The following is a 15,767-nucleotide window of genomic DNA, read 5'->3' as shown; positions in this document are numbered from 1 at the left end:
AGTCCGCCGCGGGCCTGAAGATAAAGGGACTGGTAGATCGTTTCGTGGCTCACGCGCAGGTGCGGGTCATCGGGAAATTCCTTGATCAGCAGATTGGAGATCTGTTCCGGTGACCAGCGTGTGAGCAGTTTGGTTTTCACGTAGTCCCGCAGCTCTCCGGGTGCGGCCAGTTTACTGTCTTTGGGCCGGGCCCGGCGGCCGGTGGCGGCCCGGTTGGCGGCGTAGGGCTGGTAGCCGAGCACCGGGTGGCTGTTGCGGTTGATCTCCCGGATGATCGAGGATGGTGAGCGGCCCAGTGCCTGGGCAATGGCTCTGGCCGAGGAGCCGGACCGGAGCAGGTCCGCGATCAGCTCCCGCTCCGGCAGTGCAAGGTAGCGGCCGCTGATGACCTGCTCCAGCGACTGCTGAACCACCGGCGCCACCGCCGTCACGGGGGCCGGCGGCTGTTCCACCCCGGCTGCTTGTATCCGGGATGGAAACGTTGCTTCGAGGGTCGGCGGTGCTGCAAGAGGAGTCGTCACCTCCTGTTTATACGCCATATCAGAGCCGCCCTGATAAGTAGTGGTCCTGCCCTTGCTCTGGACCAGACCGTTATCGAACAGGTAGGCGGTGTTCCTATGAATACCCACCGCCGCTGCGGCTTCCTTTCTGCTGAGACCGCTCTTGCGCAGGCGGTCGAACTCCGCACGCTTGCCCGCGTTTGGGTGGATACTGGCGATGCCGACCGCCCGCGCCCAGTTGAAGCACATCTCCCTGTTCAGACCAAGCTCCCTGGCCGCCACGCTCACACTGCCCACCCGGTCCAATACGGTGAAGAACTCGTCCTTCAAGCCCTGACTGTCCCGTCGGACCGCCCCTTTTTCCTTGCTTGGTTCCCGCATCACAGCACGGGCCCTATAGGCCCAGCCAACTGCGGTTTGGACGTTGATTCCCAGCTCTTTGGCCGCAGCACTGATGTTACCGAGCCTGTCCAGCAACGCGAAGAACCCATCCTTCTCAGCGGCTGTGTAAGACCGATACCGACGTTTCCCAAGTGCCACCGACGGTCGATCCGCTTTCTTCCTCGAGGACGATTCTTCCTTAGAGAAAGAACTATTAATTGATGACGCTTCCAATGGTGTTGCAACTCCCGAATTAAGGGGCCGTTGCAACGACCGCTAGAACTCGTCACGGATTGATTGCATTGCAATCACTTTTGCGAAAGCAATCAGGCGGGGAGCGGGTGGATGCGGAATCCGCCGAAGCGCTGTCGGGTAGCGGTGGATGCGGAATACGACGTCGTCGACCTGCTGTAAGCCTGCAGTCCACTAAGTACGCTTATAATTGCCGTACGTGACCGGGGACTTCCTGATCACGTACGGCAATCTTGTATCTGGAGGAGAGCGAATGGCAGACACCCAGGCTGGCAAAACCGATGATGAGCTCCTGTCTGCATATCTGCAGGACCACATTATGGCGGCCGATTCCGGGGCGAAGGTCTTCGATGAGGCGCGGAAGTTGTGGGCGGACACTCCCTATGGCGAACGGATCCAGGGGTTGTCCGCTGATATTGAAGCCGACCGCCAGGAGCTCAGAGCCATTGGCCGCAGTCTTGGAATGCAGCTTTCGCCGATCAAGACGGTCGTCTCCAGAGTCGGCCGGACGCTTTCGCACCTCAACCCGCTCAACCCGACGGGTTCCCGGTCCGGATTGCCCGGGCAACTCGAACTCGAGGGTCTGCACACGGCGGTCGCCGGAAAGGAGTGCCTGTGGCGGACGCTGGAACGGATCGCGCAGCGGGATACGCGGATCAACGCGGAGCAGCAGAAACGGCTGATTGAGCGTGCTGAAGATCAGCAGAATCGCATCATGGAGCTGGTTCTCGAAACCGCTGAAATCCGCTTCCGCGAGGACAAGTCGCTTTAGCGCCTCGGCTTATTCCGCCGGCTCTTCGTAGCGCGGGAAGATCGGCGTCGGCTTCGGCAGTTCCGTGCCCGGCACAATACTGGCGCCCAGCACCGCATAGGTGCGGGCGTCGTCGTTCTGACCCAAAACCGTCAGAAGCTTGGCCATCGACTCCGGCATCACCGGCTGGACCAGGATGGCGGCGACCCGCAGTACTTCCAGCGTCGCGTAGAGGACGGTGTTCATCCGCTCCGGATCCGTCTTGCGGAGCACCCAAGGCTCCTGTGCGGAGAAGTACCGGTTGGTTTCGGCGATAACGGTCCAGATCGACTCGAGCGCGCGGTGGAAATCCTGGACTTCGAAATCTGCCCGGCACTTCTCCAGCAGCGTTCCGGCCTTGGCGAGCAGCGCCGCATCCGCCTCTGCGAAGGTGCCCGGCTCGGGAACCTGGCCGTTACAGTTCTTGGCGACCATCGAGAGTGAACGCTGCGCGAGATTGCCAAGGTCGTTCGCCAGGTCCGCATTCATCCGCCCGACGATGCCGTCGTGGCTGTAGGAACCATCCTGGCCGAACGGAACCTCGCGGAGCAGGAAGTAGCGCAGCTGGTCCAAACCGTACGTGTCGACGAGCGAGAACGGATCCACGACATTGCCCACGGACTTGGACATCTTCTCGCCCTTGTTGAACAGGAAGCCGTGGGCGTAGACGCGCTTGGGCAGCGGCAGCCCGGCAGACATCAGGAACGCCGGCCAGTAGACGGCGTGGAACCGGGCAATGTCCTTGCCGATCACGTGCAGGTCGGCTGGCCAGTAGGTCTTGTATGACTCCGACTCTGTCTCAGGGAATCCGACGCCGGTGAGGTAGTTGGTCAGCGCGTCCACCCAGACGTACATCACATGTTCCGGGTGTCCGGGCACGGGAACGCCCCAGTCAAAGGTGGTGCGGCTGATCGAAAGGTCGCGGAGGTCTCCCCGGACGAAGCTGGAAACCTCATTGTGGCGCTGGGCAGGCCCGATGAAGGAGGGATTCTCCTCGTAAAGGGCAAGCAGCCGTTCCCGATACTCGGACAGGCGGAAGAAGTAAGTCTGCTCCTCCGTCCACTCGACGGGCGTGCCGCTCTGGGTGGCATACCGCTGGCCGTCTTCGCGGACCTCGGTCTCGTCCGCGCCGTAATAGGCCTCGTCGCGGACCGAATACCAGCCGGCGTAGGCGTCCAGGTAGATGTCCCCGGCTTCTTCCATCCGCTCCCAGATGGCCTGGGCCGCCCTGATGTGGTCCTCATCCGTGGTGCGGATAAAGCGGTCCAGCGAGATGTTCAGAGCTGACTGCATGTCCTTGAACACCTGGGCATTCCGCTCCGCCAGATCGCGGACGTCGATGCCTTCCTTGTCCGCGGTCTGCTGCATCTTCTGGCCGTGTTCGTCCGTCCCGGTCAGGAACCACACATCGTAGCCGTCGAGCCGCTTGAAGCGTGCCATCGCGTCGGTGGCAATAACCTCATAGGCGTGGCCGATGTGCGGCCGCCCGTTCGGATAGGAGATGGCGGTCGTGATGTAGTACGGGGTCTGCTCAGAAGATTGCACTCTTAGAAATTACCTGCTTTCGCGCTTGGTTGTCGCTTCGTGACCCATTCAAGCCCTGCCGAACGCATTACTCGGCCAGGTCGACCTCGCGTGCGGCGGTGGCCCCGATTTCATCGCGGATGGTTTCGAGAACCTCCTGCGAAACCGCACTGTCAACCGTCAGCAGGCACATCACCGCGCCGCCGTCGTCGTTCCGGGAAACCTGCATGCTGGCAATGTTGGTGCCGTTCTCCCCCAGTATGCGGCCGAGCGTGCCGATGACGCCGGGGCGGTCCTGGTACGCGATCAGCAGCAGGTGCTCGCTGATGGGGATTTCGACGTCGTAGCCGTTGACGTTGACGATCTTCTCGATCTGCTTGGGGCCGGTCAGCGTGCCCGCCACGGAAATCTGCGAGCCGTCCGAGAGCGCACCGCGGATGGTGAGGACGTTGCGGTACTCGGGTGAATCAGGAGTGGTGATGAGCCGGGTGGTAATGCCTCGCTGTTCGGCCAGCACCGGCGCGTTGACGTAGGAAACCTGTTCGGAAACGACATCCTTGAACACGCCCTTGAGCGCGGCCAGTTCGAGCGACTTCACGTCGAACTCCACAATTTCGCCGGCCACCTCGACCTCGATCTGGGTCACCGAATCGTGGGTGAGCGCAGTGAAAATACGGCCTAGCTTTTCGATCAACGGAATGCCGGGGCGGACGTCCGGGGCGATGACGCCGCCGGCCACGTTGACCGCGTCCGGCACCAGCTCTCCGGCCAAAGCAAGGCGAACGGATTTCGCGACGGAAACGCCGGCCTTCTCCTGCGCCTCGGCGGTGGATGCGCCCAGGTGCGGGGTGACGATGACATTGTCGTGCTCGAAGAACGGAAGGTCAGTGCTCGGCTCGTTCACGAACACGTCGACGGCCGCGCCGGCAATCTTGCTCTCGTTCAGCGCCTTGTGCAGCTCATCCTCATCGATCAGGCCACCGCGGGCGACGTTGACGACGTAGGCAGTCTCCTTCATCTTGTCGAATGCCTCCGCGCCGATCATGCCGACCGTCTCCGGGGTTTTCGGCATGTGGATGGAGATGAAATCGCTCTGCTCGAGCAGTTCGTCGAGGGTCACCAGTTGAACGCCCAGCTGTGCGGCACGGGCCGACGTCACGTAGGGGTCGTAGGCCAGGATGGTGGTCTCGAACGCCTGCAGCCGGGCCGCAATAAGTGCGCCAATCCGGCCGAGCCCGATAATCCCGATCTTCTTTTCATACAGCTCGGTGCCGGTGTACTTGGACCGCTTCCATTCACCGTTTTTCAGCGCGGCGCTGGCCTGCGGGATGTGCCGGGCGAGGCTGAGGATATGGCCGACGGTGAGCTCCGCAGCGGAAACAATGTTCGACGTCGGCGCATTGACCACCATGACGCCGGCATGGGTCGCAGCCTTGATATCGACGTTGTCCAAGCCGACGCCGGCGCGGGCGATGACCTTGAGGTTCTTTGCAGCCGCAATGGCCTCCGCGTCGACCTTCGTGGCCGAGCGGACCAGAATCGCGTCCGCGTCACCGATGGCGGCGAGGAGCTGAGAACGGTCCGCGCCGTCCGTCTGGCGGATTTCGAAGTCGGGACCGAGCGCCTCAACAGTTGCGGGTGAGAGTTCTTCGGCGATCAGGACGACGGGACGGGTGGCGTTGGCTGTTGGCACAGGGTTCCTCAGTCGGTATGTCGGTTCAAACGGGGTGGTACAAAAGCTCAAAACGGGTGGTACAGAATCGAGTCGGCAGTAGATGCACAATTCATCTGCTGAAAAGTGCATCTACTGCCGAGTGGATCCTAAGCGTGGGCAGCGGGGTCCTTGCATGGCGACGGCGCCCTTGCATGGCGACGAAGCCGGCACAGTAGGGCCTGCCCTACGCGCTAGCGGGCGACGGAGCCCTCTGTGTAGTCGTCGCTGGTCTTGATCCAGGAGAACAGCTTGCGCAGCTCGCGGCCGGTCGACTCGATCGGGTGGCCCTCGCCCTTCTCGCGCAGCTGCTTGAACTCCGGGGCACCGGCATCCTGGTCCTCGATGAAGCGCTTGGCGAAGGAGCCGTCCTGGATGTCGGACAGCACAGCCTTCATGTTCTCCTTCACAGACGGGTCGATCACGCGCGGACCCGAAACGTAGTCGCCGTACTCGGCCGTGTCGGAAACGCTCCAGCGCTGCTTGTTGATGCCGCCCTCAACCATCAGGTCGACGATCAGCTTCAGCTCGTGCAGCACCTCGAAGTACGCGACCTCGGACTTGTAGCCGGCCTCGGTCAGCGTCTCGAAGCCGTACTGGACGAGCTGCGAGGTGCCGCCACACAGAACCGCCTGCTCGCCGAAGAGGTCCGTCTCGGTCTCTTCGGTGAAGGTGGTCTTGATGACGCCCGCGCGGGTTCCGCCGATGGCCTTCGCGTAGGACAGCGCAAGGTCCCAGGCTTTCCCGGAAGCGTCCTGCTCGACGGCGATCAGGTCAGGCACGCCGCGGCCGGCTTCGAACTCGCGGCGCACAATGTGGCCTGGTCCCTTGGGCGCAACCAGGGCGACGTCGACGTCGGACGGCGGCTGGATGTAGCCGAAGCGGATGTTGAAGCCGTGCGCGAAGAACAGTGCATCGCCGGCGGCAATGTTCGGCTCGATGTGCTCGGCGTAGACCTTGCGCTGGTCCTGGTCCGGGGTGAGGATCATGATCAAGTTGGCTTCCTCGACGGCCTCCGCCACGGAGACGACGCGCAGGCCTTCTGCCTCGGCCTTCGCCCGGGACTTGGATCCTTCGCGGAGCCCGACGCGGACGTCCACACCGGAGTCGCGCAGGCTGAGCGCATGCGCATGGCCCTGGCTGCCATAGCCAATCACGGCGACATGGCGGTCCTGGATGATCGAGAGGTCTGCGTCGTCGTCGTACAAAATGTCAGCCACTTAAATATCTCCTAATATCTGCCCCGGATGGTGTGCGGCCGGCGAAATTCCGGCCGCCTTCAGGGTAGTTCTTTTTGGTTGGTTACGCGGAACGGAGGGCGCGGTCGCTCATCGACTTCGCACCCCGGCCGATGGCCAGTGTTCCGGATTGAACAATTTCGCGGATGCCAAAGGGCTCCAGCACTGCCAGCAGTGCACTGAGCTTTTCGGCGACGCCGGTGGCCTCGATGATCAACGAGTCGGTGGACACATCGATCACTGAGGCACGGAACAGATCTGCAGCCTGGGTGACCTGCAGCCTGGTGGTGGCATCCGCGCGGACCTTGACCATGATGTGGTCGCGCTGCACGGAAGCATCTGAGGCAAGCTCAACAATCTTGATGACGTTGATGAGCTTGTTCAACTGTTTGGTGACCTGTTCGAGCAGGTCGCCCTCGGCGTCGACCACCACGGTGATCCGGGACATCCCCGTGATCTCGGTGGGGCCGACAGCCAAAGAATGGATATTGAAGGCACGGCGGGCGAACAAACCGGCAACGCGGGTCAGGACGCCGGGCTTGTCTTCAACGAGCACGGAAAGCGTGTGGCGGCTCATGGTCAGTCCTCCTCTTCCCACTGCGGGGTCATGTTCCGTGCAATCTGGATCAGGTCATTGCTCACACCGGCGGGAACCATCGGCCACACCATGGAGTTCGGGCTGACCACAAAATCGACGACGACGGGACGGTCGTTGATCTCGAGCGCCTGCTTGATCGTCGCTTCAATGTCCTCGTCGCGTTCGCAGCGCAGTCCGGCACAGCCGTACGCCTCCGCGAGCTTCACGAAGTCCGGAATGCGGCGGGTGTTGTGCCCGGTGTTCAGGTCGGTATTGGAGTAGCGGCCCTCGTAGAACAGGGTCTGCCACTGCCGGACCATGCCCAGCGAGGAGTTGTTGATGATGGCGACCTTGATCGGGATGTTGTTGATCGCGCACGTGGCCAGTTCCTGATTGGTCATCTGGAAGCAGCCGTCGCCGTCAATCGCCCAGACGGTCCGGTCGGGATTGCCGACCTTCGCGCCCATCGCCGCCGGAATGGAGTAGCCCATGGTGCCCAGCCCGGCGGAGTTCAGCCAGGCATGTGGACGCTCGTACTTGATGAACTGCGCCGCCCACATCTGGTGCTGGCCGACGCCGGCGACGTAGACGCCTTCCGGTCCGGTCAGCGCGCCGACCTGCTTAATCACGTTTTCCGGCGACGACAGCCCGTCTTCAGGATCGGTCCAGCCCAGCGGGTAAGTATCGCGCAGCCGGTTCAGCTGGGACCACCAGGGACCGAGGTCCGGCTGGCCGGCCTTTTCGAATTCCTCGGCCACGGCCTTGGCCAGGTCCGGAAGAATCTCCTTCAGCGAACCAACAATCGGCACGTCGGCGTTTCGGTTCTTGGAGATTTCGGCCGGGTCGACGTCGGCATGAATCACCTTGGCGTTCGGCGCGAACGAGGAGAGCACACCGGTAACGCGGTCATCAAAGCGGGCACCGAGGGTGACCAACAGGTCTGCCTGCTGCAGCGCGGTGACGGCTGAAACCGACCCGTGCATGCCCGGCATCCCAACGTGCTGCTCATGCGAGTCGGGGAACGCGCCCCGGGCGGTGAGCGTCGTGGTCACCGGCGCGCCTGTCACTTCCGCCAGCTCCATCAGTTCGGCCGAACCGTGCGCCTTGACCACGCCGCCGCCGACATAGAGCACCGGACGCTGCGCCAAGGCAATCAGGCGGGCAGCTTCGCGGATCTGCTTGGGGTGGCCCTTGACCGTGGGGCGGTAGCCGGGCAGGTCAATCTTCGGCGGCCAGGAGAACGTCATCGGCCCAACCTGCGCGTCCTTGGCGACGTCGACCAGCACCGGACCGGGCCGGCCTGTGGTGGCCAAGTGGAATGCCTCGGCCATGACCCGCGGAATGTCCTGCGGATCAGTGACCAGGTAGGAGTGCTTGGTGATCGGCATGGTGATTCCGACTATGTCGGCTTCCTGGAACGCATCCGTGCCGATCACGCTGCTGGCGACCTGGCCTGTAATGCAAACCATCGGAACGGAATCCATGTGCGCATCGGCAATCGCCGTCACCAGGTTCGTCGCGCCAGGACCGGAGGTGGCGATGCAGACACCGGGACGGCCGGTCACCATCGCATAGCCCTGCGCGGCGTGCCCGGCGCCCTGCTCATGCCGGACCAGGATGTGGTTGATCCGGTCCGAATCCATCAACGGGTCGTAGGTGGGAAGGATCGCACCGCCCGGCAGCCCGAAGACGTCGTCGACGCCGAGCTCCTCCAGTGAGCGGACAATCGCCTGCGAGCCGCTCATCCCGATGGCATCGACAGAGTTATTGGGGCCCGGAACGGGAGAGGCCGAGGAAGTTGCGCTGACGACCTTCGCGGCCGCCTTTTTCGTCACGGCACCGGCTGCGGCCGGAGCTTTCGAGGCCATCAGCGTTGGGCTGATTGGCGAACCTTTACTCATCAGACTCTTCCTTTGCGGATCGTCTCGCGGTGCCGGTCCCGGGCCTTAGGGGGTGCGGGGCCGGCGTGGATCTTCATTTGGATACAAAAAAACCCCTCAGCCGGTGGTCGGCATCGGGGGTAAGCGCGTAACGAAGTGTTACCAGGCGGGTAGGTGTTGGCCTACGTCACGCGCTTGGTAAGAAGTACTACGGATACGAACTGCATACCAGTAGTGTTCCGTCCCCAACGCCGGCTGTCAAACCGGGAGACTTCCTCGTCTCATTATATGAACTTCCCGTCAGCCGCAGTACGCACCTTCGGCTGCCGAGTGAACCAGCTTGGCGTACTTGGCGAGCACACCCTTGTGGTAAATGTGCGGGACCGGTTCCCAGCCAACCCTGCGCTTGGTCAACTCGGCCTCGTCCACGTCCAGGTCTATGCTCCGGTTGGCGATATCCACCCGGATATTGTCACCATCGCGGACCAGGGAAATCGGACCGCCGTCGACCGCTTCGGGAGCAACATGGCCGATGCAAAGCCCGGTCGTTCCGCCGGAGAAGCGCCCATCTGTGAGCAGCAGGACATCCTTGCCGAGCCCTGCACCCTTAATGGCACCGGTGATGGCGAGCATTTCGCGCATGCCCGGACCGCCTTTTGGCCCTTCGTAGCGGATGACGATGACGTCGCCGGGGTTGATCTCGCCGGCCTCCAGCGCGGCCATTGCCGGCTGCTCCCGCTCAAACACCCGCGCCGGGCCTTCAAACACTTCAGCGTCGAATCCGGCGGTCTTCACCACAGCACCGTCGGGCGCAAGTGAACCCTTCAGCACGGCCACACCGCCGTTGTGGTGGATCGGGTTGTCCATCGAACGCAGGATCTTCCCATCCAGGTCCGGCGGGTTGATGGCCTCGAGGTTCTCGGCCAGGGTCTTGCCGGTGACAGTGAGCGCGTCGCCGTGCAGCAGGCCTGCGTCGAGCAGCGCCCGCATGATGACCGGCACTCCCCCGACCTGATCGACGTCGGTCATTACATACTGACCAAACGGCTTCAGGTCGCCGAGGTGCGGGATCTTGTCGCCGATCCGGTTGAAGTCCTCCAACTTGAGGTCAACCTCCGCCTCGCGGGCGATTGCCAGCAGGTGCAGCACGGCATTGGTCGATCCACCGAAGGCCATGACGACGGCGATCGCGTTCTCGAATGCCTTGCGGGTCATGATGTCCCGGGCGGTGATGCCTTGGCGGAGCAGTTCGACGACGGCCTCGCCGGACCGGCGCGCGAAGAGGTCGCGGCGGCGGTCTGCCGATGGCGGGGCAGCCGAACCGGGCAGGGACATGCCCAACGCCTCGCCCACGCAGGCCATCGTGTTGGCCGTGTACATTCCGCCGCAGGCTCCTTCGCCCGGGCAGATGGCCCTTTCAATAGTGTCCAGGTCCTTGCGGCTCATCTTGCCGCGGGCACATGCACCGACGGCCTCAAAGGCATCAATCAGCGTGACCTGCTTTTCCGAGCCGTCTTCCAGCTTGGCCCAGCCAGGCATGATCGAACCGGCATAAAGGAAGACGCTCGCCAAGTCCAGCCGGGCAGCAGCCATCAGCATGCCGGGCAGGGACTTGTCGCAGCCGGCCAACAACACCGACCCGTCAATCCGCTCGGCCTGCATCACCGTTTCGACGGAGTCCGCAATCACCTCGCGGGAGACCAGGGAAAAGTGCATGCCCTCGTGTCCCATGGAAATGCCGTCCGAGACCGAAATGGTGCCGAACTGCATAGGGAACCCGCCGTTGGCATGAACGCCTTCTTTGGCGCCCTTGGCCAGGCGGTCGAGGGAAAGATTGCAGGGCGTAATTTCGTTCCAGGAGCTCGCCACGCCAATCTGCGGCTTGGCGAAATCCTCGTCCCCCATTCCGACGGCGCGCAGCATGCCTCGTGCTGGCGCGCGTTCCATACCATCTGTGACTTGCCGGCTTCTGGGTTTGATATCCACGCTCATGAATCAAAGACTACGCCGACGCTCCGACAGCCTTCGAATCGGGACAAAATATTTCGCCCCTGTGAACTATTTCCGCCTCAGCCAGCCTGCCGGCCACGGTTACCCATAGCCGGCCGCCGGTCACCTTTTCTTCAGGGCACGCTTGATCTTTCCGCCGATGCCGCCCATTTCGCCGTGCGTGCTCCCGCCCGCACCGCGTGGTTTCATACCGCCGAAGCCACCCGTGCGCCCTGCGCTCGTGGGGCCTCCCGTACCCGTGGTACGTCCCACGCCACGACCGGTCGTATGCCCGGTGGTGCCTTTTCCTCTGCCCGCATACTTGTCTGCGGCGCTCTTGATCCTGCTCGTCCAACCCATGGTGTTCTCCCTATGCCCGGTCGTGCCCGCGGGCGGAATGCCAATGGGTCACAGCTACATAATAATCGGTGGCGGCCCTGCAGAGCTATTAAAGCTGGTTAGTTTTCCACCATTTCGACGTCGTCAGCCACGTTCCGTGCGACGCGTTTGAGCATGCCCAGCACCTGCCGGACCGTGGTGCGCTCGGCGACGTCGGTGCGTGCCAGCGCAACGATGCTGCGTCCTGCTTTCACACCCTCCAGGGGGCGGAGCACATAGCCGCGGCCACCGCTGCCCAACGCTGTATATCTGGGCAGGAACGCCAGGCCGTGTCCGGCACTGACCAACGCCTCCATCACGCGCAGGTCGGGGTACCGCTGCGACCGGGTGGCGAGCCGGCCGGTCTTGGCCTCCACCTGCGACAGGATCGCGTCGAACGGATAACCGTGCGGAACGCCGATCCAGGTGTAATCAACAATGTCCTCGGGCGTGAGCCGCGACTTTTCCGCCAATGGGTGCGACGTCGGCATCGCCACATCCAGCGGTTCACGCAGCAGTGGAACGACGACGACGCCGGGCTGGGCGAAGACGTCCGAACCCAGCCCGCTGTGGGCCACCACAAAGTCATAATCGGCCGTCAAAGGTACAAAACCGGCAACCATCGGGTCCTGATGGAAAGCGTCGAACTGCAGCCCCTCGATTTCCTTAATCCGGTGCAGCAGCCCCGGCAGGAACATTTCCGCAGAACTGGGAAAGAATGCCGCCCGAATCTGTGTCTGCCACCCCTTGCGGTAGAAGTCGACCGTCGCCTGCGCCCGCTCCATCGCCGTCGAAACTTCCGACCCTGCCGCGGCCATGGCAAGTCCGGCTTCGGTGAGTTTGACGCCCCTGCCCTCGCGCTGGACAAGGGCAATACCGACCTCTTCCTGCAGCACTTTCAGCTGCTGGGAGACGGCCGAAGCTGTGATGTTCATCGCGTCGGCGGTGGCACCCACGGTGCCCCTGTCGGCGAGTTCCCTGAGAATGCGCAGGCGGCGGAGGTCCATGTAGCCATCCTACACAATAGGATAAGTAAACTGAGATTGTGCTAAACATAGGAACTCCCGAGACTTAACACATGACTGCCGCACTGATTCTCCCGATCCTGACTATCCTCGCCCTCGCCGTTGCCGTGTACCGCATCTTTGCTTTCCTGCGTGCCGACCGCATGCTCCAGCCCGCTCCGGTCTACCCGAACTGGGACAACACCGAGGCTCCGTCCACCTCTGTACAGGCCGAAACCCTTCGTCCCCGCTTCTGACACTTTGCGGCAGGAGGATTCACCTCTGCCTGAGGCTGACTGACAAACGGCTGAACTACAGCGCCGGTACTCCCCGAGTAATGCTCGCGGGTACACGGCGCTTTTTTCATAGACTTGCATCATGAGCAACTCCGACCCGAACGAAACCGTGCAGCCGCCAGCTTCCCAGCACCGGAATGTGCAGAAGGTTGTGGCCGCGCTCGAAGCAGCCGGGCACCACACAGATATCACCATCCTTCCGGACCGGGTCCATACCGCCGCGCTGGCAGCGGCGGCGCAGGGGGTCGACGTCGGCGCCATCGCCAATTCATTGGTCTTCACGCTCGACGGCGAGCCGGTCCTGATCATGACCTCCGGCAGCCACCGTGTGGATACGGAAATGGTCGGACGGGAGTTGGGCGGTAGGCTTAAGCGCGCAAGTGCGGATGTGGTCCGCCAGGCGACCGGGCAACCGATTGGGGGCGTTGCGCCGCTGGGCCATCCGGCTCCAGTCCGCACCTTTGTGGACCGCAAGCTGGAGCAGTACCCGGAAATCTGGGCTGCCGCGGGCCATCCGAACACCGTCTTTCCCACCGACTATCAGCAATTGCTCCGGCTCACAGGCGGCCAGGCAATCGAGGTTTGCTAACACATGACATCCAGCGACGAATTCAAGGATGCCCTGCGCGGAATTTTTGACAGCCAGATACCCAATTACGGGGATTACAATCTGGTCTATGCCTCAAACGAGCGCTCCGGCGACAACGGAAAGGAATCGCAAGGCGGGCGTGCCCCCAAGTACTACGTTGTCGGTTACCGGTGGCAACCTGCCGAAATCGTCGTCGCACCCTTCAACGGCAGGACGCTGACTCCAGGCGGGGATCCGACTGAAATCAACATGACCAATCTGTCCCACGCCTTCGAATTGGCCGATGGGGACTACGAGGTTGGCACCAGCACCGGCAAGACATTCCGGTTCGGGGTCGAGCCGTACGGCGACATACCGTCGTCGGAAGCTGAACACACCGTCGACCAGCGCGAGGATCACGAGGACTTCGTAGCGTTCATGACCGCCTTCGTGGCAATGGCCTGAGTCATACTTTTTGTCCACAACCCCTGCGCGTCCCATTGCGGCGCTCTCTCATGCGGTGATACTAATCAAGAGAAGCACGCCCAACGGAGGGAGCCGCATGGCTGAAGGCCCAAAGACGACCGCACTCGTAGTGATGGGTCCATCCGGGACCGGCAAGACCACCGTTGCTGAATTGCTCGGCGAACGGCTGGGCTGGGCCACTTTCGAGGCTGACGAGTTTCATCAGCCGGCCAACATCGACAAGATGACCCGCGGTATACCGCTGACCGACGAGGACCGTTGGCCATGGCTCCAGAGCATCCGTGACCACCTTTCCGATCAGGCGCAAGAAGAACAGAACTCCGTCGTGACCTGTTCGGCGCTCAAACGCGCCTACCGGGATGTGCTGCGTGAAAGCAGTGCGAAAGTGATTTTCATTGAGCTGACCGGTCCTATCGATCTGATTGCCGATCGGATGGAAGGCCGCAGCGGTCATTTCATGCCGAAATCCCTGCTGCAGTCCCAGTTCGACACGTTGGAGGAACTCGCTCCCGATGAGACCGGGGTGAAGGCCGACGTTTCGAACAAACCCGACGAAATCGTCGGGAAAGTCCTCAAAGAGCTGAACCTTGCTTCGCAGACTCCGGCCGACGGGCCCTGACTACACTCCTTAACCCCAACGACTACACCACCAACACCAACTCCATCAGCCAGAAGCACACAATGCGGCAAAGGAAACAGGTATGGAAATCGAAAACTGGACGCAGACGTTGGGGACAGCACCGCTGCTCCTGATCGCTGCCGCAGCAGTAGCCCTGCTGCTGTTCCTGATCATGAAGGTGAGGATGCACGCGTTCGTCGCGCTCATCCTGGTCAGCCTCATTACGGCCTTCGTCACCGGGATCCCGCCCAGCAGCATCGTCGATGTACTGATATTCGGCTTCGCCGACACCATCGCCGGCGTCGCATTGCTTGTCGGCCTGGGTGTCATGCTCGGCCGGATGGTTGAAGTCAGCGGCGGTGCCCAGGTACTCGCCGAGACCCTGCTGGGCAAATTTGGTGAAAAACGAGCGCCGTTGGCTCTCGGCGTCGCATCCCTGATCTTCGGTTTCCCCGTCTTCTTCGACGCCGGCCTGGTTGTCATGCTGCCGGTGGTGTTCGCTGTTGCCCGCAGGCTCGGCGGAAGCCTCCTGCTCTACGGGCTTCCCGCGGCAGGTGCGTTCTCAGTTATGCACGTCTACGTTCCCCCTCACCCCGGCCCCGTCGCCGCGGCCGGACTGCTGGATGCCAACGTGGGTGTCCTGCTGCTGGTGGGCCTCGTTGTTGCCCTCCCCACCTGGTACCTCAGCAGCTACCTGTTTGGGCTCTGGTCTGGAAAGCGCATTGACTTGCCGGTTCCAGAATTCATCAGCGGCGGCAAGGAAGCACCGCACGACGAGAATCCGCCCAAGGCGATGACCGTGGTGCTGATCCTGCTGCTGCCGATCATCCTGATCACTTTCAACACGGTCCTCGACACGCTGGCAACGTCCGGCGTCGTCAACGAGGAGGCCAACTGGGTAGGTGTGCTGTCGACACTTGGCGCCACCCCGGTCGCGCTGTTGATCGCCGTGCTGGTTGCCATGTACGTGCTGGGAACGCGCCGCGGCCGCAACAGGGAAACCATCGAGAAGCTGCTCGACTCTTCACTCGGACCGATCTGCGCGATCATCCTGATTACCGGTGCGGGTGGCATGTTCGGTGGAGTCCTCGTCACCAGTGGTGTCGGCGATGCTCTGGCCGGCTCTCTGGAGAACATCGGTTTGCCGGTGATCGTCGCCGGCTTCGTGATCTCCACGCTCATCCGCGTCGCCCAGGGTTCGGCGACTGTCGCCCTGGTTACGTCAGCGGCCCTGATGCAACCCTTGTTGGCAGGCGGGGACTATAGCTCTCTGCAGATCGTCGCCGTCGTACTCGCGCTCAGCGCCGGTTCGGTGATGCTCAGCCATGTCAACGACTCGGGATTCTGGCTGGTCGGCAAGTTCTTCGAGATGGATGTGAAAACCACGCTGAAGACCTGGACCGTAATGGAGACGATCATCGGCCTTATCGGGTTCGCCCTCGCTGCCATCCTGTTCATGATTGGGGCCGCCGGCTAGCGGAATAGCACCGGCCGCTCTCGAGCAGGCCGGAGTCAGCCTCTTTAGCGCAGCGGGGCGGGACGGTCTTCCACAACCATCCCGCCCCGCTTCAGAA

14 protein-coding genes are annotated in these 15,767 nt (G+C 62.5%); 6 read left to right on the top strand and 8 right to left on the bottom strand.

Going from position 1 to position 15,767, the window contains the following annotated elements:
- Positions 1-1,040 (bottom strand): helix-turn-helix domain-containing protein (locus tag Y707_RS0110660; RefSeq protein WP_155852888.1); only part of this gene is annotated, 1,040 nt, incomplete at its 3' end.
- Positions 1,041-1,386: 346 nt separating this feature from the next.
- Between Y707_RS0110660 and Y707_RS0110655 the strand changes: the two genes are divergently transcribed.
- Positions 1,387-1,905, top strand: a complete 519-nt coding sequence (locus Y707_RS0110655; RefSeq protein ID WP_026535081.1) for a hypothetical protein — start codon at positions 1,387-1,389, stop codon at positions 1,903-1,905.
- 9 nt (positions 1,906-1,914) lie between these two features.
- Here Y707_RS0110655 and metG read toward each other — a convergent pair whose 3' ends face one another.
- The 7 genes from metG to Y707_RS0110620 form a co-directional block, all read right to left on the bottom strand.
- On the bottom strand, positions 1,915-3,468 hold the full coding sequence (metG, locus tag Y707_RS0110650; protein ID WP_026535080.1) for a methionine--tRNA ligase: 1,554 nt from the start codon (positions 3,466-3,468) through the stop codon (positions 1,915-1,917).
- A 67-nt stretch (positions 3,469-3,535) separates the two neighbouring features.
- A complete protein-coding gene (gene serA, locus Y707_RS0110645; RefSeq protein ID WP_026535079.1) occupies positions 3,536-5,140 on the bottom strand; it encodes a phosphoglycerate dehydrogenase in 1,605 nt (534 codons plus the stop codon).
- 212 nt (positions 5,141-5,352) lie between these two features.
- The gene (gene ilvC, locus Y707_RS0110640; RefSeq protein ID WP_026535078.1) at positions 5,353-6,378 is read right to left on the bottom strand and encodes a ketol-acid reductoisomerase; all 1,026 of its coding nucleotides are present in this window, start codon (positions 6,376-6,378) and stop codon (positions 5,353-5,355) included.
- An 82-nt stretch (positions 6,379-6,460) separates the two neighbouring features.
- A complete protein-coding gene (gene ilvN / locus Y707_RS0110635) occupies positions 6,461-6,973 on the bottom strand; it encodes an acetolactate synthase small subunit (RefSeq protein ID WP_026535077.1) in 513 nt (170 codons plus the stop codon).
- A 2-nt stretch (positions 6,974-6,975) separates the two neighbouring features.
- Positions 6,976-8,874 (bottom strand): acetolactate synthase large subunit, encoded by a 1,899-nt coding sequence (locus tag Y707_RS0110630; protein ID WP_026535076.1) that lies wholly within the window; start codon positions 8,872-8,874, stop codon positions 6,976-6,978.
- 279 nt (positions 8,875-9,153) lie between these two features.
- A complete protein-coding gene (gene ilvD / locus Y707_RS0110625; protein ID WP_026535075.1) occupies positions 9,154-10,845 on the bottom strand; it encodes a dihydroxy-acid dehydratase in 1,692 nt (563 codons plus the stop codon).
- A 455-nt stretch (positions 10,846-11,300) separates the two neighbouring features.
- Positions 11,301-12,227 carry a LysR family transcriptional regulator gene (locus Y707_RS0110620; RefSeq protein WP_026535074.1) on the bottom strand — a complete coding sequence of 309 codons (927 nt, stop codon included), beginning with the start codon at positions 12,225-12,227 and terminating at the stop codon, positions 11,301-11,303.
- Between the two features lie 71 nt (positions 12,228-12,298).
- Between Y707_RS0110620 and Y707_RS0110615 the strand changes: the two genes are divergently transcribed.
- The 5 genes from Y707_RS0110615 (at position 12,299) to Y707_RS0110595 (ending at position 15,670) form a co-directional block, all read left to right on the top strand.
- Positions 12,299-12,481, top strand: a complete 183-nt coding sequence (locus Y707_RS0110615; RefSeq protein ID WP_026535073.1) for a hypothetical protein — start codon at positions 12,299-12,301, stop codon at positions 12,479-12,481.
- 121 nt (positions 12,482-12,602) lie between these two features.
- Positions 12,603-13,109: a YbaK/EbsC family protein gene (locus Y707_RS0110610; protein ID WP_051441870.1), complete on the top strand. Its 507-nt coding sequence runs from the start codon at positions 12,603-12,605 to the stop codon at positions 13,107-13,109.
- Between the two features lie 3 nt (positions 13,110-13,112).
- Positions 13,113-13,553, top strand: coding sequence for a hypothetical protein (locus Y707_RS0110605; RefSeq protein ID WP_026535071.1), 441 nt, complete (start codon positions 13,113-13,115; stop codon positions 13,551-13,553).
- Between the two features lie 97 nt (positions 13,554-13,650).
- Positions 13,651-14,193 (top strand): gluconokinase, encoded by a 543-nt coding sequence (locus Y707_RS0110600; RefSeq protein WP_026535070.1) that lies wholly within the window; start codon positions 13,651-13,653, stop codon positions 14,191-14,193.
- A gap of 82 nt (positions 14,194-14,275) precedes the next feature.
- Positions 14,276-15,670, top strand: a complete 1,395-nt coding sequence (locus Y707_RS0110595) for a GntP family permease (RefSeq protein WP_026535069.1) — start codon at positions 14,276-14,278, stop codon at positions 15,668-15,670.
- Positions 15,671-15,767 lie beyond the last annotated feature (97 nt).

The sequence above is a fragment of the Arthrobacter sp. H14 genome (assembly GCF_000520495.1).
Taxonomy (GTDB): domain Bacteria; phylum Actinomycetota; class Actinomycetes; order Actinomycetales; family Micrococcaceae; genus Arthrobacter_C.
This window is presented reverse-complemented; position numbering and strand designations above follow the sequence as displayed.